At 37.2% G+C, this 23525-nt stretch carries 21 protein-coding genes; 7 read left to right on the top strand and 14 right to left on the bottom strand.

The window, feature by feature from the left end; genetic code table 11:
- Positions 1-85: 85 nt before the first annotated feature.
- Entirely contained in the window at positions 86-2935 is a 2850-nt protein-coding gene (gcvP, locus tag ACR9EA_RS13345) for an aminomethyl-transferring glycine dehydrogenase (RefSeq protein ID WP_435133992.1), read from the bottom strand.
- 299 nt (positions 2936-3234) lie between these two features.
- Here gcvP and ACR9EA_RS13340 point away from each other — a divergent pair, with 299 nt between their 5' ends.
- Positions 3235-3885, top strand: coding sequence for a hypothetical protein (locus tag ACR9EA_RS13340; protein WP_435133989.1), 651 nt, complete (start codon positions 3235-3237; stop codon positions 3883-3885).
- Positions 3886-3922: 37 nt separating this feature from the next.
- Here ACR9EA_RS13340 and ACR9EA_RS13335 read toward each other — a convergent pair whose 3' ends face one another.
- The 5 genes from ACR9EA_RS13335 to ACR9EA_RS13315 all read right to left on the bottom strand — a co-directional run bounded on the left by ACR9EA_RS13335 (position 3923) and on the right by ACR9EA_RS13315 (position 8945).
- Entirely contained in the window at positions 3923-4183 is a 261-nt protein-coding gene (locus ACR9EA_RS13335) for a glycine dehydrogenase (RefSeq protein ID WP_435133986.1), read from the bottom strand.
- 2 nt (positions 4184-4185) lie between these two features.
- A complete protein-coding gene (locus tag ACR9EA_RS13330; protein WP_435133983.1) occupies positions 4186-4740 on the bottom strand; it encodes a sigma-70 family RNA polymerase sigma factor in 555 nt (184 codons plus the stop codon).
- Positions 4741-5070: 330 nt separating this feature from the next.
- On the bottom strand, positions 5071-7104 hold the full coding sequence (locus ACR9EA_RS13325; RefSeq protein ID WP_435139890.1) for a M3 family metallopeptidase: 2034 nt from the start codon (positions 7102-7104) through the stop codon (positions 5071-5073).
- A 171-nt stretch (positions 7105-7275) separates the two neighbouring features.
- Positions 7276-7755 (bottom strand): 5-(carboxyamino)imidazole ribonucleotide mutase, encoded by a 480-nt coding sequence (gene purE, locus ACR9EA_RS13320; protein WP_435133981.1) that lies wholly within the window; start codon positions 7753-7755, stop codon positions 7276-7278.
- Positions 7756-7790: 35 nt separating this feature from the next.
- Positions 7791-8945: a 5-(carboxyamino)imidazole ribonucleotide synthase gene (locus ACR9EA_RS13315; RefSeq protein WP_435133978.1), complete on the bottom strand. Its 1155-nt coding sequence runs from the start codon at positions 8943-8945 to the stop codon at positions 7791-7793.
- A gap of 167 nt (positions 8946-9112) precedes the next feature.
- Between ACR9EA_RS13315 and ACR9EA_RS13310 the strand changes: the two genes are divergently transcribed.
- Both ACR9EA_RS13310 and obgE read left to right on the top strand, forming a co-directional pair.
- A complete protein-coding gene (locus ACR9EA_RS13310) occupies positions 9113-10222 on the top strand; it encodes an adenylate kinase (protein WP_435133976.1) in 1110 nt (369 codons plus the stop codon).
- A gap of 218 nt (positions 10223-10440) precedes the next feature.
- Positions 10441-11439, top strand: coding sequence for a GTPase ObgE (obgE, locus tag ACR9EA_RS13305; RefSeq protein ID WP_435133973.1), 999 nt, complete (start codon positions 10441-10443; stop codon positions 11437-11439).
- A gap of 25 nt (positions 11440-11464) precedes the next feature.
- On the opposite strand, the gene ACR9EA_RS13300 is transcribed toward obgE, so the two are convergent.
- From ACR9EA_RS13300 to ACR9EA_RS13275, 6 genes are all read right to left on the bottom strand, one after another.
- Complete coding sequence (locus tag ACR9EA_RS13300) at positions 11465-12397, bottom strand: mechanosensitive ion channel family protein (protein ID WP_435133970.1); 933 nt, start codon at positions 12395-12397, stop codon at positions 11465-11467.
- Positions 12398-12736: 339 nt separating this feature from the next.
- Positions 12737-13546 carry a TPM domain-containing protein gene (locus ACR9EA_RS13295; RefSeq protein ID WP_435133967.1) on the bottom strand — a complete coding sequence of 270 codons (810 nt, stop codon included), beginning with the start codon at positions 13544-13546 and terminating at the stop codon, positions 12737-12739.
- 2 nt (positions 13547-13548) lie between these two features.
- Complete coding sequence (locus ACR9EA_RS13290) at positions 13549-13989, bottom strand: TPM domain-containing protein (RefSeq protein ID WP_435133964.1); 441 nt, start codon at positions 13987-13989, stop codon at positions 13549-13551.
- A 5-nt stretch (positions 13990-13994) separates the two neighbouring features.
- Positions 13995-14594 (bottom strand): LemA family protein, encoded by a 600-nt coding sequence (locus tag ACR9EA_RS13285; RefSeq protein ID WP_435133961.1) that lies wholly within the window; start codon positions 14592-14594, stop codon positions 13995-13997.
- Between the two features lie 12 nt (positions 14595-14606).
- Complete coding sequence (locus tag ACR9EA_RS13280) at positions 14607-14936, bottom strand: MerR family transcriptional regulator (RefSeq protein WP_435133958.1); 330 nt, start codon at positions 14934-14936, stop codon at positions 14607-14609.
- Complete coding sequence (locus ACR9EA_RS13275) at positions 14936-15907, bottom strand: M23 family metallopeptidase (RefSeq protein WP_435133955.1); 972 nt, start codon at positions 15905-15907, stop codon at positions 14936-14938. Before ACR9EA_RS13275 ends, ACR9EA_RS13280 begins: the two co-directional genes overlap by 1 nt.
- Before the next feature lie 231 nt (positions 15908-16138).
- On the opposite strand from ACR9EA_RS13275, the gene alaS reads away from it, so the two are divergent.
- The 3 genes from alaS to ACR9EA_RS13260 all read left to right on the top strand — a co-directional run bounded on the left by alaS (position 16139) and on the right by ACR9EA_RS13260 (position 20578).
- Complete coding sequence (gene alaS / locus ACR9EA_RS13270; RefSeq protein WP_435133953.1) at positions 16139-18757, top strand: alanine--tRNA ligase; 2619 nt, start codon at positions 16139-16141, stop codon at positions 18755-18757.
- Between the two features lie 3 nt (positions 18758-18760).
- The gene (locus tag ACR9EA_RS13265; protein WP_435133950.1) at positions 18761-19726 is read left to right on the top strand and encodes a GSCFA domain-containing protein; all 966 of its coding nucleotides are present in this window, start codon (positions 18761-18763) and stop codon (positions 19724-19726) included.
- Positions 19727-19963: 237 nt separating this feature from the next.
- Positions 19964-20578 carry a DUF4230 domain-containing protein gene (locus tag ACR9EA_RS13260; RefSeq protein ID WP_435133947.1) on the top strand — a complete coding sequence of 205 codons (615 nt, stop codon included), beginning with the start codon at positions 19964-19966 and terminating at the stop codon, positions 20576-20578.
- Here the strand turns inward: ACR9EA_RS13260 and ACR9EA_RS13255 are convergent.
- Entirely contained in the window at positions 20573-20878 is a 306-nt protein-coding gene (locus ACR9EA_RS13255) for a rhodanese-like domain-containing protein (RefSeq protein WP_435133944.1), read from the bottom strand. The genes ACR9EA_RS13260 and ACR9EA_RS13255 overlap by 6 nt on opposite strands.
- A gap of 104 nt (positions 20879-20982) precedes the next feature.
- On the opposite strand from ACR9EA_RS13255, the gene ACR9EA_RS13250 reads away from it, so the two are divergent.
- Positions 20983-21735: an enoyl-CoA hydratase/isomerase family protein gene (locus ACR9EA_RS13250; RefSeq protein WP_435133941.1), complete on the top strand. Its 753-nt coding sequence runs from the start codon at positions 20983-20985 to the stop codon at positions 21733-21735.
- Position 21736: 1 nt separating this feature from the next.
- On the opposite strand, the gene ACR9EA_RS13245 is transcribed toward ACR9EA_RS13250, so the two are convergent.
- A complete protein-coding gene (locus ACR9EA_RS13245) occupies positions 21737-23491 on the bottom strand; it encodes an aromatic amino acid hydroxylase (protein ID WP_435133938.1) in 1755 nt (584 codons plus the stop codon).
- Positions 23492-23525 lie beyond the last annotated feature (34 nt).

Genomic DNA, 23525 nt, shown 5'->3' with positions numbered 1-23525 from the left:
TGAGTTTGTTTACTGCTAATAAGATAGCAACAATTACACTAAAGGCAATTTAAAAAGTTGTTATTTTACGATGTTCAAAATCGTTTTAAGCTTCTATATAGTCTTCTATAGGAGCACACGTACAGATTAAATTTCTGTCGCCATAGGCATCGTCTACACGTCTAACCGATGGCCAGAATTTATTGTCTTTTACATAGTCTAATGGAAAAGCTGCAGTCTCTCTAGAGTAAGGGAAGTCCCATGTGCTAGACGTTAACATGTCTAAAGTATGAGGTGCATTTTTTAAAACATTGTTAGTCTCATCTTTAGAGGCGTTATCTATTTCCTTTTTAATGGCAATCATTGCATCGCAAAAACGATCCATTTCTTGTTTGCTTTCACTTTCTGTTGGTTCTATCATTAAAGTTCCTGCTACAGGGAAAGAAACTGTAGGTGCGTGGAAGCCGTAATCCATTAAACGTTTGGCTATATCGGTAACTTCTATGCCATTGGCTTTAAATGGGCGACAGTCTACAATCATTTCGTGAGCAGCACGACCACATTCGCCAGAGTACAAGGTGTCGAATTGCCCTTGTAAACGGCTTTTAATATAGTTTGCGTTTAAGATGGCTGTTTTAGTAGCGTCTAGTAAACCTTGAGCGCCTAACATTTTAATATAGCCATAAGAAATTAAACATACTAAAGACGATCCAAAAGGAGCTGCAGAGATGGCTTTTATAGCCTGCTCGCCTCCTGTTTTTATAACAGGGTTGCCTGGTAAAAATGGCACTAATTGTTTGGCAACACATATAGGACCTACACCTGGACCACCACCACCATGTGGGATAGCAAAGGTTTTGTGTAGGTTTAAGTGACACACATCGGCACCAATGTTACCCGGGTTGGTTAATCCAACTTGGGCATTCATGTTTGCGCCATCCATATACACTTGGCCACCGTTATCGTGAATGATTTTTGTGATTTCTTTAATTGCCGATTCGTAAACACCGTGTGTGGATGGGTATGTTACCATCAAACACGATAGGTTGTCTTTATGTAATTCTGCTTTTTCGCGTAAATCGTCGACATCTATATTGCCCTCGGCAGTAGATTTTGTTACGACTACTTTCATACCTGCCATAACTGCACTTGCAGGATTGGTACCGTGAGCAGACGAAGGGATTAAACAGATATTTCTATGATGATCGTCACGAGATTCGTGATATGCTTTTATTACCATTAATCCGGCGTACTCACCTTGTGCTCCAGAATTTGGTTGTAACGAAGTGGCAGCAAAACCTGTGATTTCTGTTAATTGATCTTCTAATGCTTTTAAAACGGTTTGATAACCTTGCGCTTGCTCTATTGGAGCAAAAGGGTGGATGCTTCCCCAGTTAGCCCAACTTAAAGGTAGCATTTCTGAAGCCGCATTTAATTTCATGGTACAAGATCCTAAAGAAATCATCGAGTGATTTAAAGATAGATCTTTACGCTCTAGCATTTTGATATAACGCATCAATTCGGTTTCCGAATGGTATGTGTTAAATACACTTTCGGTTAAAAATGCAGAGTTACGTTTTAAGTCCTCCTGAATGTTATTAACTTCTGTTAAGGCATCAATAATAATGGTTTCTTTTTGAGCGACTTCAGCAAAAATGGCTATTATGTCGTTCAGGTCTGATACAGACGTAGTTTCGTTTATAGCGATGGTTACTGCATCGGTATGTGGGTAAAAGAAATTGATTTCTTTTTGTTCGGCTAAGGTTTTAACTTTTTCGGCATCGGCTTCAACTTTTATAGTGTCGAAGAAGTTTGTGTTACTTTGTTTAAAACCTAGTGTTTTTAAGGCTTCTGATACTGCTGAAGCTTTAAAATGAACAGTGTTTGCAATAAACTCTAAGCCTTTTGGGCCGTGGTAAACGGCGTACATACCAGCCATAACTGCTAATAATACTTGTGCTGTACAAATGTTAGAGGTTGCTTTATCGCGTTTAATGTGCTGCTCGCGGGTTTGTAGGGCCATACGTAGCGCACGATTACCGTTTAAGTCTTTTGTAACTCCAATAATACGTCCAGGAATATCACGCTTATAAGTTTCTTTTGTAGCAAAATAAGCAGCGTGAGGACCTCCGTAACCCATCGGGATTCCAAAGCGTTGAGTGGTTCCTACAACTACATCGGCACCAAATTTACCAGGCGCTTCTAATTTTACCAAGCTTAAAATATCGGCAGCGACAGCAACTTTTATATCGGCTGCATTGGCTTTTTCTATAAAAGTTTTAATGTCGCTAACTAATCCGTCTTTTCCTGGATATTGTAAAATAGCTCCAAAGAATTCCGAAGAAAAATCGAAAGCATTTTCATTGCCAATAACTAATTCTATACCTATTGGGTTAGAACGGCTTTGAAGTAGCGCTAGTGTTTGCGGTAAAACAGCATCGGAAACGAAAAATTTATTAACCCCTTGTTTTTTCTGGTCACGACTTCTTACAGCAAATAATAAGCTCATGGCTTCGGCCGCCGCAGTACTTTCGTCTAGTAAAGAAGCATTGGCAATTTCCATACCTGTTAAATCGGTAATCATGGTTTGGAAGTTTAATAAGGCTTCTAAGCGTCCTTGAGCGATTTCTGCTTGGTAAGGGGTGTAAGCTGTATACCATCCTGGGTTTTCTAGAATATTACGTTGGATAACCGCAGGAAGAATAGTAGGGTAATATCCTAAACCGATGTACGATTTAAAGATTTTATTTTGTTTTGAAAGCTCGTGTATGTGAGTTAAATACTCGTGCTCACTCATTGGCGCTTCTAAATTAAGCGGTTTTTGTAAGCGGATACCGTCTGGTAAAGTCTCATAAATGAGTTGATCTAAACTGTCTACACCAATGGTTTGTAACATTTGGTTTTGGTCCGCTTCTCTAGGACCAATATGACGCAGTGAGAACGCATTTGTATTCATTAGTCTTTAATTGTGTTTTGCGGCGCAAAAGTACGGAATTTAGTAAGTTATTTATGTATGATTTTGCAAAGAATTTTATATCATTAAATTGTTAAAATCACTTTGTTTATTTTTGTGGGATGTACGGGTTAAAACAGTTTTTTAAATTTTACCTTAATAGTAGTGTTCACGTGGCTTTATCGGTGTTTGCTCTGTCGTGGATCACCCTTATTAAATTCCATTTGCCTTACGATGCTATTCTTTTAAATTTTAATTTTTTCGCCGCTATTACAGGTTATAATTTTGTTAAATATTTTGGCTTGGCAAAATTTCATAGACGACAATTAGCTAGTTGGTTACGGGCTATTCAGGTTTTTTCGCTTCTCTGCTTTGTGTTCATGTGTTATTACGCCACGCAATTGGCTCGCGATACCGCATTGATTATTGCGGGTTTTGGTGTTATAACGTTTATGTATGCGATACCGTTTTTGCCGAAGCGCTTTTTTCTGGATAAACAAAACAATTTAAGAAGTATTAGCGGCTTAAAGGTTTATGTTATTGCTTTGGTGTGGGCGGGGGTTACTGTACTGCTGCCTTTAATTAACAACAATTACGCTTTAAACAATACGGTAATAGTAACAACAGTACAGCGCTTTGTGTTTATTTTGGCCTTAATGTTACCTTTTGAACTGAGAGATTTAAAATACGATAGTTTAAAATTGGGGACTATACCACAAAAGATAGGTGTAAAACGTACCAAAATTTTAGGTGTTATTCTGCTGTTGATTTTTGTGTTGGTGGAACTAATAAAACCAGAAATAGATTTACGACAGGTGAAAATTGTATTACTGGTTTCTTTAGTTTTAATAGGATTTACTATCGGAAGTCGTAAACACCAGAGCGATATTTATACAGCGTTCTGGGTTGAAGCCATCCCTATATTGTGGCTGTTCTTAGAGTTGGTTTTGTAAAATGCTTTAAAAACAGAGAAAAGAGGTTTAGTGTGATTTATTGTTGCTTTAAAACTTTATGCAGTTCTTTTTCTACATTATCTCTCATGCCATGTTTGCTTTTTGCGTCTAAACAGGTAATGTTAGATTGTTTTATAGCATTGGTAAGCTGATGGTTTTTTTTGGTGTGTTCTTTACAAAAGGAACAAAATATAGTATGTAGTTTTAATTTAAAGCGCTCCAAAAACGAAGACTCTTCATATTGAGATTTATTGCAAACCTGAGTAGCTTCTTTACAATTCAAAAATAATTTCCCCATAATTAAAACCAGTTTTTTTCTAGACAGCTTGATAGGGCTGTTCGCGCTCTATGTATAATTACCCAAAGATTAGACGGTGTAATATTTAATTCATTACAAATAACTTCGGTATCGTAATCTTGTATGGTTTTCATTTTAAAGACCTGAGCCTGTTTTTCTGGTAGTTTGTCTAAGCATAAATAAATGGCCTCGCTTAGTTCGGTGTTTTCTAAGTTTAAGTCGGCATTTTTAAAAAAGGTGTCTTCAACACGTTCTTCAAGCCAATCTCCAGTCTCGTCGTCGTTCGATGCATAAGACATTCGTACTTCCGCTTGACCTTTTTTTGAGTTGGTTTTGCGATAATGGTCTATAATTTTGCGTTTTAGTATAGATGCCAGCCAGGTGCGCTCACTTGCTTCACCTTTAAAATTTTTCATCGATTTTAATCCGGCAAAAAAGGTGTCTTGTACTATATCTTTTGCTAGTTCGGCATCATTTATCCTTGTAATGGTATAGTTAAACAGATAATCGGAATACCGATCTACCCATTTAGATGCATCAATTTTATTGTTAGCCATAGTTGAAATATCGCGTTGTATTTCAAAAATAGGAAAAGTATTTTATTAAAATATTAAAGTTTTTATAAGGTTGAAATTAAAAAGTCCACAGTGTTAAGGCTGTGGACTTTATTTGCTGTTGAATGATATTTTTTATTGGTCTCAGTCGTTAGTTAAAACTATGCGCTTTTAGTGCAAGACTTCAGTTTCAATAAATTTTTTCCGCCACGAATGCACGAATATTTGACATAGTTTTTATAAAGAATATTAGTGTATTTGTGGCTAAGATAAATACAAATAATCGGACTTTCAGTCTGCTTTCAAACCTATAGACTTCTAGTCTATAGTGGTTTAGTTCTCAATCAATCCGGCGCGTCGTAATAAGGCTTCCGGCTGCGGTTCTTTTCCTCTAAATTGTTTGTACAATACCATTGGGTCTAGTGTGCCTCCTTGCGATAATACGGTATTTTTAAATTTAGTAGCAACTTCTTTATTAAATATGCCTGCTTCTAAAAAATACTCGAATGCATCGGCATCTAAAACTTCGGCCCATTTATAGCTATAGTACCCCGAGGAGTAACCGCCTTGAAAGATGTGCGAAAACGAAGTGCTCATGCAATTTTCGGCTACATCTGGATAGAGTTTTGTGCTTTCGAAAGCTTCTGTTTCGTGTGCCTTTACATTGGTGATTTCTGTTGGGTTTACACCGTGCCAGCTCATGTCGAGCAAACCAAAGCTTAATTGACGGAGCGTTTGCATACCTTCGTTAAAATTGGCCGAAGCTTTTATTTTATGCACCAGTTCCATAGGAATAATGTCTCCAGTTTGGTAGTGTTTTGCAAAGAGTTCTAGGGCATCTTTCTCGTAGCACCAATTTTCCATTACTTGACTTGGTAGTTCTACAAAATCCCAGTACACGCTTGTTCCCGATAAACTTGGGTATGTGGTATTGGCTAACATGCCGTGTAGGGCGTGGCCAAATTCGTGAAACAGGGTGGTAACTTCGTTAAATGTTAGTAGCGATGGTTTACTTTTTGTAGGCTTGGTAAAGTTGCAAACAATCGAAATGTGCGGTCTGCTATTGTCGCCATTTTTTTTGTACTGCGACTTGTAAACTGTCATCCAAGCGCCGTTACGTTTTCCTGGTCTTGGAAAAAAGTCGGCGTATAAAATCGAAACAAAATTACCGTCTGCATCGCTTACTTTATAAGTTAGTACTTCTTCATGGTATTTGTCTATCGTGTTTATTTCTTCAAAAGCGATACCGTATAACTTTTCGGCAATAGTAAAAGCCCCGTTAATAACGTTTTCTAGTTTAAAATAGGGTTTTAGTTTTTCGTCGTCTAAATCGAAAAGTTTTTGTTTGAGCTTCTCTGCATAATAAGCGGAATCCCATTTTTCCAAACGATCTATATTATCTAATTCTTTAGCAAAGGTTTCAAGCGTATTAAATTCTTTAAGTGCGGCAGGCTTTGCTTTTTCTAATAATTCGTTTAAGAATTTAAAAACGGTTTCCGGATTTTTTGCCATGCGTTCTTCCAAAATAAAATCGGCATGGGTTTTATAGCCTAGTAAATTTGCACGTTCGAATCGTTTTTTTGCAATGTTTAAAACGATGTCTTGATTGTCTAATTTATTGTTGTGAAATCCTTTTTGACCGAAGGCTATTGCTAGTTTTTTGCGTAATTCGCGATTGTCGGCATACGTCATAAACGGAATGTAGCTCGGGTAGTCTAAAGTAATAAGCCAACCGTCTTTGTTTTTAGACTCGGCCAATTGCTTTGCTGCTTCTTTGGCACCATCCGGAAGTCCGCTTAAATCGGCTTCATCTGTAATATGCATTTCAAAAGCATTGGTTTCGGCCAAAACATTTTCTCCGAAAGTCAATTTCAATTTGCTTAAATCTTTATCTAATTGGCGAAGTGCTTCCTTTTTATTGTCTTGTAAATTAGCACCATTTCTAGAAAAACTTTTGTATTGTTTTTCCAGTAACATGCTTTGTTCTGGAGTTAAATCAAGAGTATTTCTGCTGTCATAAACGGCTTTAACACGTTTAAATAGGTTGGTGTTTAAAGTGATGTCGTTACCAAATTCCGATAGTAAAGGAGAAACCTCTTGCGCTATTTTTTGAATCTCGTCGCTCGTTTCTGCCGAATTTAAATTGAAAAAAATACTGGTTACGCGATCCAAATGCTGACCAGAAAATTCTAAAGCTTCAATTGTGTTTTCAAATGTTGGTGCTTCGGTGTTTTCGGTAATACGATCGATGTCTTTTTTCGTATCTTCGATTAGAGCGCTAATAGCGGGTAAAAAATCATCGTTTTTAATTGCTGAAAAAGGCGCTGTATGGTATGGTGTGTTGAATGTATTTAATAAAATATTCATCATTTTGTTTAATTAAATTATAAAAAAATGTTAAATAATAGATTGTGTTGTGCGTGTATAGTGATTTTGTCTATCTTTGCAAAGATTTTTTTCATAAAAGAGCTGGTTACTCTGAAAAAATTTATTGATTAATAGCGAAAAAAAGCCTCGAATTTCGAGGCTTTTTTGTTTTTATAACTCTTTGGCAGAGTCTATAACTTTAGCTTTTAGCCCTTCTTTATACAACACAATCTTATCTAACACACAAGTATCTGAACAGCCAATAATTTGGGCAGCTAAAATACCTGCGTTCTTGGCGCCGTTTAGTGCAACTGTGGCAACAGGAACACCGCCTGGCATTTGAAGTATCGATAATACAGAGTCCCAACCATCTATAGAATTACTACTTTTTACAGGCACACCAATTACAGGTAGTGGCGATAAAGAAGCCACCATTCCAGGGAGGTGAGCAGCACCGCCAGCGCCTGCAACAATTACTTTTATGCCTCGGGTGTGCGCATGTTTTCCGTAATCGAATAGTTTTTCTGGGGTACGATGTGCCGAAACGATATCGACTTCTACCTCAATATCAAAACCTTTTAAAATGTCTATTGCTTCTTTCATAACAGGAAGATCGCTTTTGCTTCCCATAATAACGCCTACTTTACTCATAATGTGTTATTTTATTTCTTTATAATTAGGTGTTGCTATTCTGTAACTACCTTAATGGTATTTTTTACTTGCTCTGCTATTTGTCTGGCCTCGGCCATGTTGTCGTTTACAATGGTTACGTGCCCCATTTTTCTAAACGGACGTGTTTGTTTTTTGCCGTAAATGTGTGGTGTAACGCCATCCATAGCTAAAATAGTGTCGATGTTTTTATAAACAACATTACCTGTATGTCCTTCGGCACCAACCAGGTTTACCATAATGCCATTGGTTTTGTTAGCGGTATTACCCAAAGGCAAATCTAACACGGCACGTAAATGCTGTTCGAATTGCGACGTGTAACTGGCTTCTATACTTTGGTGCCCAGAATTATGAGGTCTGGGCGCCACTTCGTTAATTAGAATCTCGTTATCGTGTGTTTGAAACATTTCAACAGCCAGTAATCCTACATGGTTAAAAGCTTTAGCGACGTTTAATGCGACTTCGGTAGCTTTTTTAGCAACAGTTGCGTCTATTCTTGCTGGGCAAATAACATATTCTACCTGGTTGGCTTCTGGATGAAATTCCATTTCTACAACAGGGTAGGTTTTAATATCTCCAGAAACGTTTCTGGCAACGATTACAGATAGTTCATTCTTAAAAGGGACTAAAGTCTCTGCAATGCATTCCACATTTGGTAATCCGTTTAAATCTGAGACTTTGTGTACAATTTTTACGCCAGTACCATCGTAGCCAAATTGTGCGCTTTTCCAAACAAAAGGCACGGTAAGGCCACCGTTTGTAATGGCATCTTTAATCTCTGCCGTATAGGCGAATCGAGAAAATGGAGCCGTAGGTAGCTTGTGGTCTGTGTAAAATAATTTTTGGGTAGCTTTGTTTTGAATGGTGCGTAACGTTTTAGAAGAAGGATATACCTTAATGCCTTCTTTTTCTAGAGCTTCAAGTGCATTTACATTTACATTTTCTATTTCAATGGTTAAAACATCTACTTGCTTACCAAAGTTGAAAACGGTATCGAAATCCATTAAATCACCAAGGTGGAATTCGTTGCTTCCAAATTTACAAGGGGCTTCTTCACTAGGGTCTAAAACTGCTGTGTAAATATCGAATTTACGCGTTTCGGCAATTAACATTTTGCCTAGTTGGCCACCACCAAGGATGCCTAATTTGAAAGGGGAAGAAAAGTAATTCATGTAATTGTTGTTTGACTCGTGTTTTTTAGACCTTGCAAAAATACATTTTAATATGAATTTTTTTTGCAAAATTAAGAATCAATACGCCGAAAACCCTTTTCTTAAATTAGATTATAGGTTTCAATTGATTATCTTTGCTGAGAATTAACAAAAACAAGGTATTGTTTATGATTAAACTGCATGATAAATTTTTTAAGCCATTTATTTCAGCCCAACAAATAGATGAAGCCTTACAAAAAATGGTAAATCAGATTGCAGAAGATTTTGCAGATGAAATTCCTGTTTTTGTTGGTGTTTTAAACGGATCGTTTATGATTGTAAGCGATTTTGTAAAGAAATATCCAAAACCTTGCGAGGTAACTTTTATAAAGTTGGCTTCGTACGAAGGCGTAAAATCTACCGAAGACATCCAGCGCTTAATTGGTTTAACCCAAGATTTAACTGGGCGCTCGGTTATTATTTTAGAAGATATTATAGATTCGGGAAGAACTTTAGCCGAAATACATCGCATTTTTAAAAACGAAAAGGTAAAATCGTTAACCATTGCCACCCTGTTTTTTAAGCCAACAGCCTACAAACGCGATTTTAAATTGCACTACGTAGGCCTAGAAATTCCAGATAAATTTATTGTGGGATATGGCTTAGATTACGATGGTTTAGGGCGCGATTTGCCTGAAGTATATCAAATTAAAACAACGCAACATATGACAAATTTAGTCCTATTTGGACCTCCAGGTGCTGGAAAAGGAACGCAAGCAAATTTCTTAAAAGAAAAATACGATTTAGTACACATCTCTACAGGCGACGTATTTCGTAACAATATTAAAAACGAAACCGCTCTTGGCATGTTAGCAAAGTCTTACATGGATAAAGGTGAATTGGTTCCAGATAAAGTGACTATAGATATGTTAAATGCCGAGGTAGAAAAAAATGCAGGCGCTAACGGTTTTATTTTTGATGGTTTTCCTAGAACCAATGCGCAAGCTGCAGCTTTAGACGAGTTAATGCAATCTAAAGATTCTGAAATTAGTGCTATGATAGCTCTAGAAGTTGAAGATCAGGTGTTAATAGATCGTCTGTTGGAGCGCGGTAAAACCAGTGGAAGAAGTGATGATGCAGACGAAAGCATTATCGCAAATCGTATTAAAGAATATTACAACAAAACGGCCATACTTAAAGAGTATTATACTGCACAAAATAAGTATTTTGGAGTAAACGGCGTGGGTTCTATAGAAGAAATAACAGAGCGTTTAAGTGCTGTTATAGATCAGTTGTAAGTTAGCTTCTAAGATTAAAAATTATAAGAGGCTGTCCAAAAGGTTAAACAGTTCGTCATTCTGTGCGTAACGCAGAATCTCATTATATTAAAGATTGGTCTTATGAGAATCTGAAATACATTCAGATTGACGAAAAATAAACTTCTCAGACAGCCTTTTTTATACACTATACTGCTATATAAGGTGCTGTTTGTATAAACACAATAAAAACGAAAAACATGACTGAAGGAAATTTTGTAGACTATGTAAAAATTCATGTAACTTCTGGAAACGGCGGTAAAGGATCTACACATTTACATCGCGAAAAATATGTGGCTAAAGGTGGCCCGGATGGTGGAGATGGTGGACGTGGCGGTCATGTTATCGTTAAGGGGAATTCCAACCTTTGGACCTTATATCATTTAAAATTTAAGCGCCATTTTAAGGCAGGACATGGCGAACATGGTAGTAGTGGCCGCAGTACAGGAGCCGATGGCGAAGATGTTTATATCGATGTGCCTTTAGGAACTGTAGTTCGCGATAGCGAAACCAACACCATACTTTTTGAAATTACAGAAGATCAAGAAGAACGTGTTATTTGCGAAGGCGGAATGGGTGGCCGTGGTAACTGGCATTTTAAAAGTGCAACCAACCAAACACCGCGTTACGCACAACCGGGTATGCCTTTAGAAGAAAAGCATATTACTTTAGAGCTAAAAGTATTGGCCGATGTAGGTTTAGTCGGTTTTCCTAATGCCGGTAAATCTACTTTACTTTCTGTAATTACTTCGGCAAAACCTAAAATTGCAGATTACGAATTTACCACTCTTAAGCCTAATTTAGGAATTGTAGAATATCGTGATTTTCAAACTTTTGTTATGGCCGATATTCCAGGAATTATAGAAGGAGCGGCAGAAGGTAAAGGCTTAGGCTATTATTTTTTACGTCATATCGAGCGTAACTCAACCTTATTGTTTTTAATTCCTGCCGATGCTGAAGATATCGCCAAACAATACGAAATTTTGTTAGACGAATTACGACGCTATAATCCAGAAATGTTAGATAAAGATCGCTTAATTGCCATTTCTAAATGCGATATGTTAGACGATGAATTGAAAGCAGAATTAAAAGCTGAACTAGACAAAACATTAACAGTAGACTATTTATTTATATCGGCTGTAGCCCAACAAGGGATTACCCAGTTAAAAGATAAACTGTGGAATATGTTAAACGATTAACTGTACTTTAATAAGGGTTGACGTATTATTTTTTATCAATCTCTAGTTGTTGTTCTTTTAAACTTACGCGTGTTTTTGGTAGGCTTTCTGGATAGTTTTGTTTTATAAAATCTACCATTTTTTCTCTGATGAATACGCGCAAATCCCAAGCTGTTGGCGAATTTTTAGCACTTACTAAAATACGTATTTCAACAGTGCTTTCTGTGGTGTCTGTTACTTGTAGCACGTTGGCTTGTCCGTCCCATAAGTCGGTACTTTTTAGTAGACGGGTTAATTCGGTTCTAAGAGCATCGAATGGCACGTTGTAATCGGTGTAAAGAAAAACGGTGCCTATAATGTCGGCACTGGTTCTCGTCCAGTTCTGGAAAGGTTTCTCTAAAAAGTAAGAAGCGGGAAGTACTAAACGGCGTTTGTCCCACAGTCTAACAACAACGTAGGTTAAATTAATTTCTTCAATCCATCCCCATTCGCCTTCAACCACTACTGCATCTTCAATTCTGAAGGGTTGAGTAATCGCAATTTGAATTCCAGCTAATAAGGCGCCCACAACTTTTTGAGCCGATAAACCTAGAATGATACCTGCTACACCAGCCGATGCAAATAAGCCTACTCCAAACTTTTTGATGCTTTCGAACGATAACAAAATCAGGCCTATAGCCATCATTATTATAATGAAAATGATGATTTTTTCTAGGATATCAATTTGGGTATGCACTTTTCGTGAATGCAAATTGTTTTCTATAGAGATGTCGTACCTGTTTAAAAATCTGTTTTTTAGTTTTTTTATTGCTTCAATAAGTACCCAAGCACCACTGGCAATTAAAAAATTACCACGTTGTGTTAAAAAAATAGAAACATCGATATTGAAGGTGAGATGAATCCATTCGGCTAAAGGTTTAATTAGAAAAATAAGAACAAAAATAAGGATGCTAAAAATGAGATTAGAGTGCTTTTTCATAGGCTATTGTTTCTTTGAAACCAAAAGTTCTTGAGCAAGGTTTCGTAGTGTTTTTCTTTTAAAGTTATAGAAAAATATAGCAATGAAAAAGGATAAGCCCTTAAAATTAAGAAGAATGCGTGTGATGCAATGCCATACAGAGATTCAATTCTTTTTGTGTTAAAAAGAGATTAGATAGGACTAATCGTTCGGTAGCTTTTCTGTTTTTTATAGTGTTTAATCTGTGAATTTTTAACGGTAAAGAAAAAATCCATTAAACATTATAAAACCGTAAGATGTTGTTTTAAGTTGCGAGCCCTAAAACTAGAAAGTTGTATGAGTGAAGTTTTTTATGAGGGTTTACCAGCTACCACCGGCGCCGCCACCGCTAAAGCCACCGCCGCCAAATCCACCACCGAATCCGCCTCCACCAAATCCACCGCCAGAGCTTCCTCCAAACCCCCCACCGTAACTTCCGCGCCCCATATTGCTTAAAATAATGGCATCCCAAATGCTAGGGCCGCCGCGATGTCCACCATTTCTTCCGCCGCCGCCACCGCGTTTGTTTTTGGAGATGGCAATTAAAAAAATGATAAACATAATAATCATAAAAAAGACCAGTCCAGGCGGTAACCCATCACTCTGGGCATTTTGTCTGGTACCTTGGTATTCCCCCATTAAAAGCTGAAAAATGGCATCGGAGCCCTTGTCTAGGCCTAGGTAATAGTTTCCTGTTTTAAATTCGGGAATAATAACATTTCGTGTTAATTCGCCAACGATGCCTGCTGTTAATTTATGTTCTACACCATAACCCGGGGCAATCCATATTTTTCGGTCGTCTTTGGCCAAAAGTATAAATACACCATTGTCTTCTTTGGCTTGGCCAATGCCCCAATCTTGAGCCCATTTAGGAGCTAAAAGTCCAATGTTTTCTCCTTTAGTAGTTGCTATTATGGCAATAACAATTTGGGTTGAGGTGGTATCGGAATACTTTACGAGTTTGTTTTCTAAAGCCGATTTTTCGTTAGCCGAAAGTAAGTTAATATAGTCGTAAACACTCGTTTGGAATTCTGGCTTTTTAGGAATGTCGAACTGTGCTGTAAGTATTTGTGTAAAACAAAATGCAATGCAGCAGGTTAATAAAAGCCAAGTGTTTTTAGAGGTTTGCAAAACTATCCTTTTGAAATGTCGTTAGGTAATTCGTTTATATCGTGGGCATCCCAAGGAAAGTTGTCTTGTAACTCTTTCCCAGCTTTAAGAACACCTTCTATAAGGCCTTGTTTAAATTGCCCTTGTTTAAAGTGGTTTTGAATAATGTCTTTGGTGCTGTTCCAAAAATTATCGTCAACCGCATCGTTAATACCTTTGTCGCCGTAAATGACAAAAGTTTTGTCTTCTACGGCAACATATATTAACACACCATTTCTCAGTTTGGTGTTATCCATTTTAAGTATATGAAACACTTCCATAGCACGTTCGTAAGGATCGATAGAGGCTGTACCTTCAATATGAATACGAATTTCTCCAGAGGTATGGCTTTCGGCTACGCGAATAGCATCAACAATTTCCTGTTCCTCTTTTTTGCTTAAAAAATGTTCTACCTTAAAGTTCATGTTACTTATTTAAAATCGAAATTAACATCTACAGGTTTTTCAGCTCCAGCTTCGGCGTCGAAATACGGTTTAGATTCAAAATTAAATAAGCCTGCTAGCAGTGAATTTGGAAATGTTTTGATGTGATTGTTATAAGGTTTTATGGCTTCGTTATAGCGCACTCTTGCAGTTTGTATGGTGTTTTCTGTGCTTGTTAATTCGTCTTGAAGCTTTAGAAAATTCTGATTGGCTTTGAGGTCCGGATAGCGTTCTACCGAAACTAATAAACGCGATAAAGCACTGCTTAGTCCGCCTTGAGCTTCGTTAAATTGTTGTAATTGCTCTGGCGTGATATTTTCTGGATTAATTGTAGTAGCCGTAGCTTTTGCACGCGCTTCGATGACTTCGGTTAAGGTCGATCTTTCAAAATCGGCCGCACCCTGAACGGTTTTTACCAGATTACCAATTAAGTCGTTACGGCGTTGGTATGCGGTTTGTACGTTACCCCAAGCTTCGCTTACATTTTCGTTTAATTTTACGGCTGTATTGTTAAAGCCAACACCCCATTTGTAAAGCCCGAATACAATTATGGCAATAATAATTACCGGAATTAACCATTTTTTCATGATTGGTAGTTTTTAAAGTTGATTTTTAATTTTAATAAGTTGGTTTTTAATATCTTCTAATTTATCGATAATATCAAAGTTAGTTAAAGTTTTTTGTTTTTCTTCCTTTAGATGTGTTTTTGCGCCCTCTAACGTAAATCCTCGTTCTTTTACCAAATGATAGATCAATTTAAGGTTTTTGATGTCTTCTGGTGTAAATTTTCGATTGCCTTTAGCGTTTTTTTTGGGTTTAAGAACATCGAATTCTTTTTCCCAAAACCGAATTAGGGAGGTGTTAACGGCAAATGCTTTAGCGACTTCGCCAATACCATAATATCGTTTTTCGGGAAGGTTGATATGCATTAATCTAGAGATTGGTTTTCTAATGAAGCTTTTTCTAGCAAACTGTTATATTCTTCGGGCGTTAAACTGCCGTAGTAAAAGTTTGTAGGGTTTATGCGCTGCTCGTCTTTAAAAATCTCGTAGTGTAGGTGGGGGGCTTCAGAACGTCCTGTACTGCCAACAAATCCAATAAGATCACCACGTTTTACCTTTTGGTTTTTCTTGACATTGTATTTGTAAAGGTGCGCATATAAACTAACGTAACCATAACCATGGTCTATTCTAATATGGTTGCCATAACCTGTAGATCGGTTATCGGCACGAATCACTTTACCATCTCCAGTAGCATAAATAGGCGTGCCTCGAGGTGCGGTAAAATCCATACCGTAATGGAATTTTCTGGCTTTAGTAAACGGGTCTGTTCTATACCCATATCCCGAAGCAATTCGGGTGAGGTCTTCGTTACTTACTGGTTGTATGGCAGGTATAGCAGCCAGCAGTTTTTCTTTGTCGGCTGCTAGCGTTGCTATTTCGTCTAGCGATTTAGATTGTACAACTATTTGTTTTTGCAAGATGTCTATACGTTTGTTACTCTCTATAATCAGTTTAGAGTTGTCGTAACCTTCTAAATCTTTATAGCGATTTATCCCTCCAAAACCGGCTTTACGTTGTTCTTCCGGAATGGGGTTGGCTTCAAAATAAATACGGTAAATGTTGTTGTCTCTATGTTCCAGACTTGCTAGCACTTCGCTGGCTTCGTCCATTTTTTTATCCAGCAATTCGTATTGTAATTGCATGTTTACCAATTCGCGTTTTAGGGCTTTTTCTTTTGGAGACTCTACGTATTGGCTTGTAATAAATACGGTTAAAAACCCGAAAAGGGCTGCGGCAGTTAAAAATCCGAGAGCGTATTTAAACGTTCTTCTTTTTTTGCGCTCTATTTTTTTGTACGAGAGCGTTTCAGGATCATAATAATATTTAACCTTACTCATTATCTGTTTTATGCTATTTTTGCGTTTAATTAAGGGTAATAACGCCCGAAATCCCGACGTATTTTCGCAAACCTACAAAAATATTTCTTTCACAAATTTAAAAAACAATTGAGAATATTTTTAAATGGATTATACAGGAACCTTAATTTAACAATATATTTGCACTTAAATTTAATATCGTGGCGTTACCTCTGGTAAGACGTCAATTAAAACACTTTGTTACATATCGTTATGAAATCTCAAGACATACGTTCTAAATATCTCGAATTTTTTAAAAGTAAAGGTCACACTATAGTGCCATCGGCGCCTATGGTGTTAAAAAACGACCCAACACTTATGTTTGTTAATTCTGGAATGGCACCTTTTAAAGAATATTTTTTAGGACATGCCGAGCCTAAAAGCAAAAGAATTACCGATTCGCAAAAATGTTTACGTGTATCTGGAAAGCATAACGATTTGGAAGAAGTGGGGTACGATACTTATCACCATACCTTATTCGAGATGCTAGGTAACTGGAGTTTTGGCGATTATTTTAAGACCGAAGCTATTACTTGGTGTTGGGAATTATTAACAGAAGTTTACGGTATAGATAAAGATATTTTATACGTTACAGTTTTTGAAGGCGACAAGAACGATGGTACGCCGATGGATCAAGACGCTTACGATATCTGGAAAGCAATTATCCCCGAAGATCGTATTCTTATGGGGAACAAAAAGGATAATTTTTGGGAAATGGGCGATCAAGGTCCGTGTGGCCCATGTAGCGAAATACATGTAGATATTCGTAGTGCTGAAGAAAAAGCGAAAATATCTGGTAAAGAGTTAGTAAATAAAGACCATCCGCAAGTTGTAGAAATCTGGAATCTTGTATTTATGCAATACAACCGTAAAGCCAATGGTAGCTTAGAAGTGTTGCCTAATAAGCATATAGATACCGGTATGGGCTTCGAGCGTTTGTGTATGGTGCTTCAAGGTGTGCAATCGAATTACGATACCGATGTGTTCACCCCTATAATTAGAGAAATTGAAACCATTTCTAAAACCACTTACGGTAAAGACGACCAAGTAGATGTGGCGATTCGTGTAATTTCAGATCACGTGCGCGCAGTAGCCTTTTCAATTGCAGATGGGCAACTGCCAAGCAATACGGGGGCTGGATATGTAATACGACGCATATTACGTCGTGCTGTTCGTTATAGTTTTACTTTTTTAGATCAAAAAGATCCGTTTATTTACAGATTGGTTAATGTGTTGAGCGATAAAATGGGAGACGCCTTTCCTGAAATTAAAACACAAAAACAGCTTGTAGAAAATGTTATAAAGGAAGAAGAAGCATCGTTTTTAAGAACCCTAGATCAAGGTTTAATTCTTTTAAATGGTCTAGTAGCAGCTGCCAATACTGAAGTGATTTCAGGCGAAAAAGTATTCGAACTTTACGATACCTACGGCTTTCCTTTAGATTTAACCTCTTTAATATTAAGAGAAAAAGGATTGCAACTAGACGAAGCTGGGTTTCATGCCGAAATGCAAAAACAAAAATCCAGATCGCGTTCGGCTAGCGAAATGTCAACAGACGATTGGACCATATTATTAAACGACGACACCCAAGAATTTGTGGGTTACGATGTTTTAGAGGTACAAGCTAAAATTACCCGTTACCGTAAAGTTGTTTCTAAAAAAGACGGTACCTTATACCAATTGGTATTTAACTTAACGCCATTTTATGCCGAAGGAGGCGGGCAAGTAGGGGATAAAGGTTATATAGAATCTCCTAATGGTGATGTTAACTATATTTTAGATACTAAAAAAGAAAATAATGTTAGCATACATTTGGTAAAAGAACTGCCAGACGATTTAAACGCGGTATTTAAATTAGGCGTCGATGCTAAACAGCGTTTTAGAACATCGTGTAACCATACCGCGACACATTTATTGCATCAAGCATTAAGAGAAATTTTAGGAACCCATGTTGAGCAAAAAGGCTCTGCCGTACACTCTAAACATTTGCGTTTTGATTTTTCGCACTTTTCCAAAGTAAGTAACGAGCAATTACAGGATATCGAAAATTTTGTTAATGCACGTATAGAAGGCAAATTAGCTTTACAAGAACAGCGCAGCATACCTATGCAGCAAGCTTTAGACGAAGGAGCCATGGCGCTTTTTGGTGAAAAGTATGGAGATACTGTGCGTGCCATCCGTTTTGGGAAATCTATCGAACTTTGCGGTGGTACACATGTGCAAAACACAGGCGATATTTGGCACTTTAAGATTACTTCGGAAAGTGCTGTTGCTTCTGGAATTCGTAGAATTGAAGCCATTACTAACGATGCCGTACGCGATTTTTATACCGAAAACAGCAAGATTTATTTCGAAATGAAGGCGTTGTTAAACAATGCCCAAGAGCCAATAAAAGCACTTCAAATCTTACAAGACGAAAATGCAAGTTTAAAAAAGCAAGTAGATAGTTTACTAAAAGATAAAGCGCAGCAGGTTAAATCGGCTTTAAAGCAAGAGATTGAAACTATAAACGGTATACAATTTCTAGCTAAGCAGGTAGATTTGGATGCCGCTGGAATAAAAGATGTATCGTTCGAGTTGGGTGGAAGTTTAGATCAAGCCTTTTTGGTATTCGGAACCGAACAAAACGGGAAGGCTTTATTATCGTGTTACGTGTCTAAAGATTTAGTGGCAAGTCACAATCTAAATGCTGGGCAAGTGGTGCGCGAATTAGGTAAGTTTATTCAAGGCGGCGGTGGCGGACAAGCATTTTTTGCAACGGCTGGTGGAAAACATCCAGAAGGTATTGCCGAGGCTTTACAAGCAGCAAAGTCTTATGTGGAGCAGGCTTAGAGTATGAAATTGTTTACCGAAATCCCTATAACTCCAGCACCAGAATCTGTACGTATAGATTACGATTCTAAAATTTTGATGTTGGGGTCTTGTTTTGTAGAGCATATAGGTAACAAATTACAATACTTTAAATTCAGAACGCTTCAGAATCCTTTTGGCGTGTTGTTTCAACCCAAAGCCATAGCACAATTAATTGATGCTGCTGTTACAGGGAAAGTGTATCAAGAGGGCGATGTGTTTCACAATAACGATATTTGGCAAAGTTTTGATGCTCATTCGCAATTAAGCGATGTGTCTAAAACGGAAGTGCTAACGCGATTAAATACAGCGGTTACAGAAACATACGAAGCTTTAAAATCGAGTACGCATATTGTTATTACTTTAGGAACGGCTTGGGTATATACGCATTTAGAAAGCGACCGTGTGGTTGCTAATTGCCATAAGGTGCCCCAACATCAATTTAAAAAGACAATATTATCGGTTGCTGAAATTGTAGAAACTTTAGAGCGCATACTGTTTCAAATTAAATCTGTAAATGCAGAGGCAAATGTTATTTTTACGGTGTCGCCTGTTAGGCATATTAAAGATGGTTTTATAGAAAACACACAAAGTAAAGCACATTTAATTACAGCCATTCACCAAATATTAGGTAAAGAAGCAGTTCGTAACAGTTTTTATTTTCCAGCATATGAATTGATGATGGATGAATTGCGCGATTATCGGTTTTACGAAGCCGATATGGTGCATCCCAACGCTGTTGCTGTAAATTATATTTGGCAGGTATTTGTAAAAACGTGGTTTTTAACTAAAGTACTTCCTGTAATGAAAACAGTAGATGTTATACAGAAAGGATTACAACACAAACCTTTTCAGCCAGACACTGAGAAGCATCAAAAATTTCTTACTGATCTGCATCAGAAAATAGCTAAAATACAAGTAGAATACGATTTTATGGTGTTTAATTCGTAATCATTTTCTTTAAAAATTGCAGATAATATACTGTTTGTCAAAAATATGTGTTAATCGTCTAAAAAATATACAAACTAGTTGAATTTGTTTTAAATTTGGAATGCTATTAATCAATCTGTTAAAAAGCATCAAGGTCTGAGAATAACAAAAGGGTATCGCAGAAGTTGATGCTTTTTTAATGCCTTTATTTTAAGGTCAATTCCTTCATATTTTCTATCTTTAAATAAAACAAGTTTTATGCGAAAGCTAACGTATGTTGCCATAGTTTTGGTGGCGCTATTTTTTACTTTTCGGTATTGTACTACAGAGCAATCTAAAAAAGAGGCTGTTTTAGAACATTCTTTATTGATCCAAGAGCAAATAAAAAATGTAGGGAAATTGGTTGTAACCGAAGGGCATTTTAGCGAAGTATTTAGTTATAAAGACTCGAAAGAAGTGTTCCCTTATTTAGTTTCGGCCGAAAAGAAAGCTTTAGTAGTTGTAAATGCCGATGTTAGTATTGCTTACGATTTGAGTCAGTTAAAATATGAAATAGACGAGCATAACAAAATATTGAATATTACATATATCCCTGAAGCGGAGATAAAAATTAATCCAGAGTTTGAGTATTACGACATTCAAGCCGATTTTTTAAATCAGTTTGAAGCCAAAGATTACAACACCATCAAAAACAGAGTAAAATCGTCGTTAATGAAAAAAGTTAATGCATCGGACTTTAAAAAGAATGCTAAAAACAGATTGATTAGCGAACTTTCTAAATTTTATATTCTAACCAATTCGTTAGGCTGGACCTTAACTTACAACAGTACGCCCATTACCAATACAGATACTTTAGATACCTTAAAACTATAATAGTTTTTGTAAATTTTGGTAACTGCCGCCATTAGTAGCCTCAATACCGTTAATCAATAAATATTTTACAGCTTTAGCAGATCGTACCCCACTGGCACAGCATACAATAAAAGGTTTTTGTGTGGTTTTTAGCTTTTTAATATGCTGTTGTAAATCGCTTGCCGGAATGTTTTCGGAGCCTAAAATGTGGTTTTCTTTATATTCTTTTTTAGATCGAACATCTAAAATAATAGCTCCTCTAGATTTAAAATCCATGATATCCCTCCGCTGCCGTCTAAACATAAAATCTAGTAATCCCATGACTTTTTTTATAAAAATACGGCTTTTAATAGGAAAATGAAAACTTCCGTTTGGGTAACTTAAAAAATCTGTATCTTCGATTTTTTACTAAATCAGTATTAAATATGGAACAGCCCTTTGTAAAACATAGCATCGAAAATCGTGTATGTTATATCACCTTTTTTCATCCATCTCATAATGCTTTGCCTAGCGATTTGTTACAGCAATTGAAAGTTAAAATAGAATGGGCGGGAGCAACAGACGATGTGCAAGTTATAGTCTTGCAAAGTGGCGGTGACAGAACATTTTGTGCCGGAGCTAGTTTTAACGAGTTAATTTTAATTGATGATGAAGTTGCAGGTAAAGCCTTCTTTTTGGGGTTTGCCCACGTAATTAATGCCATGCGAAAGTGCAGTAAACCCATTATTGGTCGCGTGCAAGGTAAAGCTGTTGGCGGGGGAGTAGGTCTTGCAGCAGCAGCAGATTATTGTTTAGCAACCCAATATGCCTCAATAAAGTTAAGTGAATTAAGTATTGGTATTGGGCCGTTTGTAATAGAACCTGCCGTTACTCGCAAAATAGGCGTTTCGAATATGTCGCAAATGACGTTAAATGCCGAAACATTTTACAGCGCAGATTGGGCAAAAAACAACGGACTTTTCGCAGAAGTTTTCGAAAGTATTGAAGCTTTAGATGATGCCGTAGCCATTCTAGCTAAAAAACTAGCAAGTTACAATCCAGACGCTTTGCAAGCCATGAAAAAAGTAATTTGGAACAACACCGACCATTGGGATGAATTACTTGCCGAGCGTGCCCAAATTAGTGGAACATTAGTGTTAAGCGATTTTACCAAGCGTGTTTTAGAAGGTTATAGATAGTTTACACCGATATTTTTTTATTAATAATTTCCAAACCGCCATCTATAAGGTGGCCAACTTCTGGTCGATTCAATTTTACAGTTTCCAGGTGTTGTAAAACATGTTGTTGTAATTCGGTGTCCTTTGGGTTTAGGGCTAATTCGTATAGTTCTACAGCGAGTAACCAATCGTTTGGATGATGCTCTATAACAGCTTCAAGAATTTTAGTTCGCGATATAGTCGTGTTTTTACCTTCGCGATAGTCGCGCACCTGTTGGTATAAACGTTCTAAGTGCAATTGCTCTGGTGTTTGTTTTATTTTAATGGTTTGCGAACTTTGTGTGTGTGTAACCAAATTGAAACTGTTATAGTCTGCCGGTCCTGAAAAAGCAGATACTACGGTCTTGCCTACGGCCATGTGGTAAATGCCCCATTCTGGCTTAAAGAGGATATCGTTATTATAGGTTACTGTACAATCTTTAAAGCTTATAAGAATAATTTTGCCTTGTAAATTGCGTTTACCTGTAATAATTTCGCCACTCACTATAATATGGTTTTCAAATTCTAGGGTTACGACTTCACCTTCATAAATATTGTAAGCCCTTAAATCGCGCGGACTCATATCTTCGATGGCTAAATTAATTCCTTTTAATTTTCCGATGGGAGAACCAAAACCGTTAGGATGATTTTTAGTACCGTGGCCAACCAACTCTTTTTCACGATTCGCCAGCGCGGTTGGGCCTTGAGTTTCAAAATAAATAGGCGTGTTATTAATTTCTATTACGGTATTGAATATCCCAGAAATTTGAAGTCCAGTACTTAACTCTATAGAGCCCAAGGCTTGCGATGCTATTAATTTTTGAAGTCCTGCCAATCCGCCAGTTCGTAGTGCCATGGTGTTTGCAAATTCTTCTAAAACTAAGCTTAAATGGGCAAAATCTGGAGTCACGAATAATTGAGGTTGCGGTTTGGTGATGTCGAAATCTTGATTAACAGCGTCTATAGTATATGGTAGTTTTTTCACTTTATCGGTCATGCACCAGGCACTCTCTCCAATAGATGATAATAAACCAGCGCCATAAATTTTAGGATTTTCTAAAGTGCCAATCAGTCCGTACTCTACAGTCCACCAATGTAAATTTCTAATTCTAGCCATCTCGCTAGGTGCTCCCATGTTTTGTTGCAGCGCGTCTAATTGTTTTTCGGCTTCAATAATGTCTGCTTCTGGCGTGTTTGGAGCCTCTTTTATGATGGATAAATGTCTAACAACCTCGTAAAGCTCGTAATCTTTAGCCGAAGAAATGGCTTTACAACCAATTTCGCCAAAACGTCTTAAATATTCTGCATATTCAGGATTGGCAATAATAGGCGCATGACCTGCACCTTCATGAATAATATCGGGGGCAGGAGTGTATTCTATATGTTCTAGCTGGCGGATATCACTAGCAATAACGAGCACATTATAGGCTTGAAATTCCATAAAGGCATTAGGCGGTATAAATCCGTCTACAGCAACCGCAGCCCAACCAATTTCCTTTAAAATACGATTCATGCCATACATATTCGGAATACTATCTATGGCAATGCCCGTTTGTTTAAGCCCTAACAGATACGAATTGTGTGCGACCGTGCTTAAATAGTCTACATTTTTACGCATTACATAACGCCATACTGCTTGGTTTACAGCGGTGTAATCGTTATAGTGTTGCGGTTTTATAAATTGCTTTAAATGAGCAGGTAATCGGTCTAATATGCTGTTGGAAACAATAGCGTTCACGGGGAGTCTGTTTTAGTTTGTTCTTGTAAAAATA

This window comes from Formosa sp. A9 (assembly GCF_051200825.1).
In the GTDB taxonomy this organism is placed as follows: Bacteria; Bacteroidota; Bacteroidia; order Flavobacteriales; family Flavobacteriaceae; genus Formosa.
The sequence above is the reverse complement of the archived record's forward strand: the minus strand, read 5'-3'. Positions and strand labels throughout refer to the sequence as shown.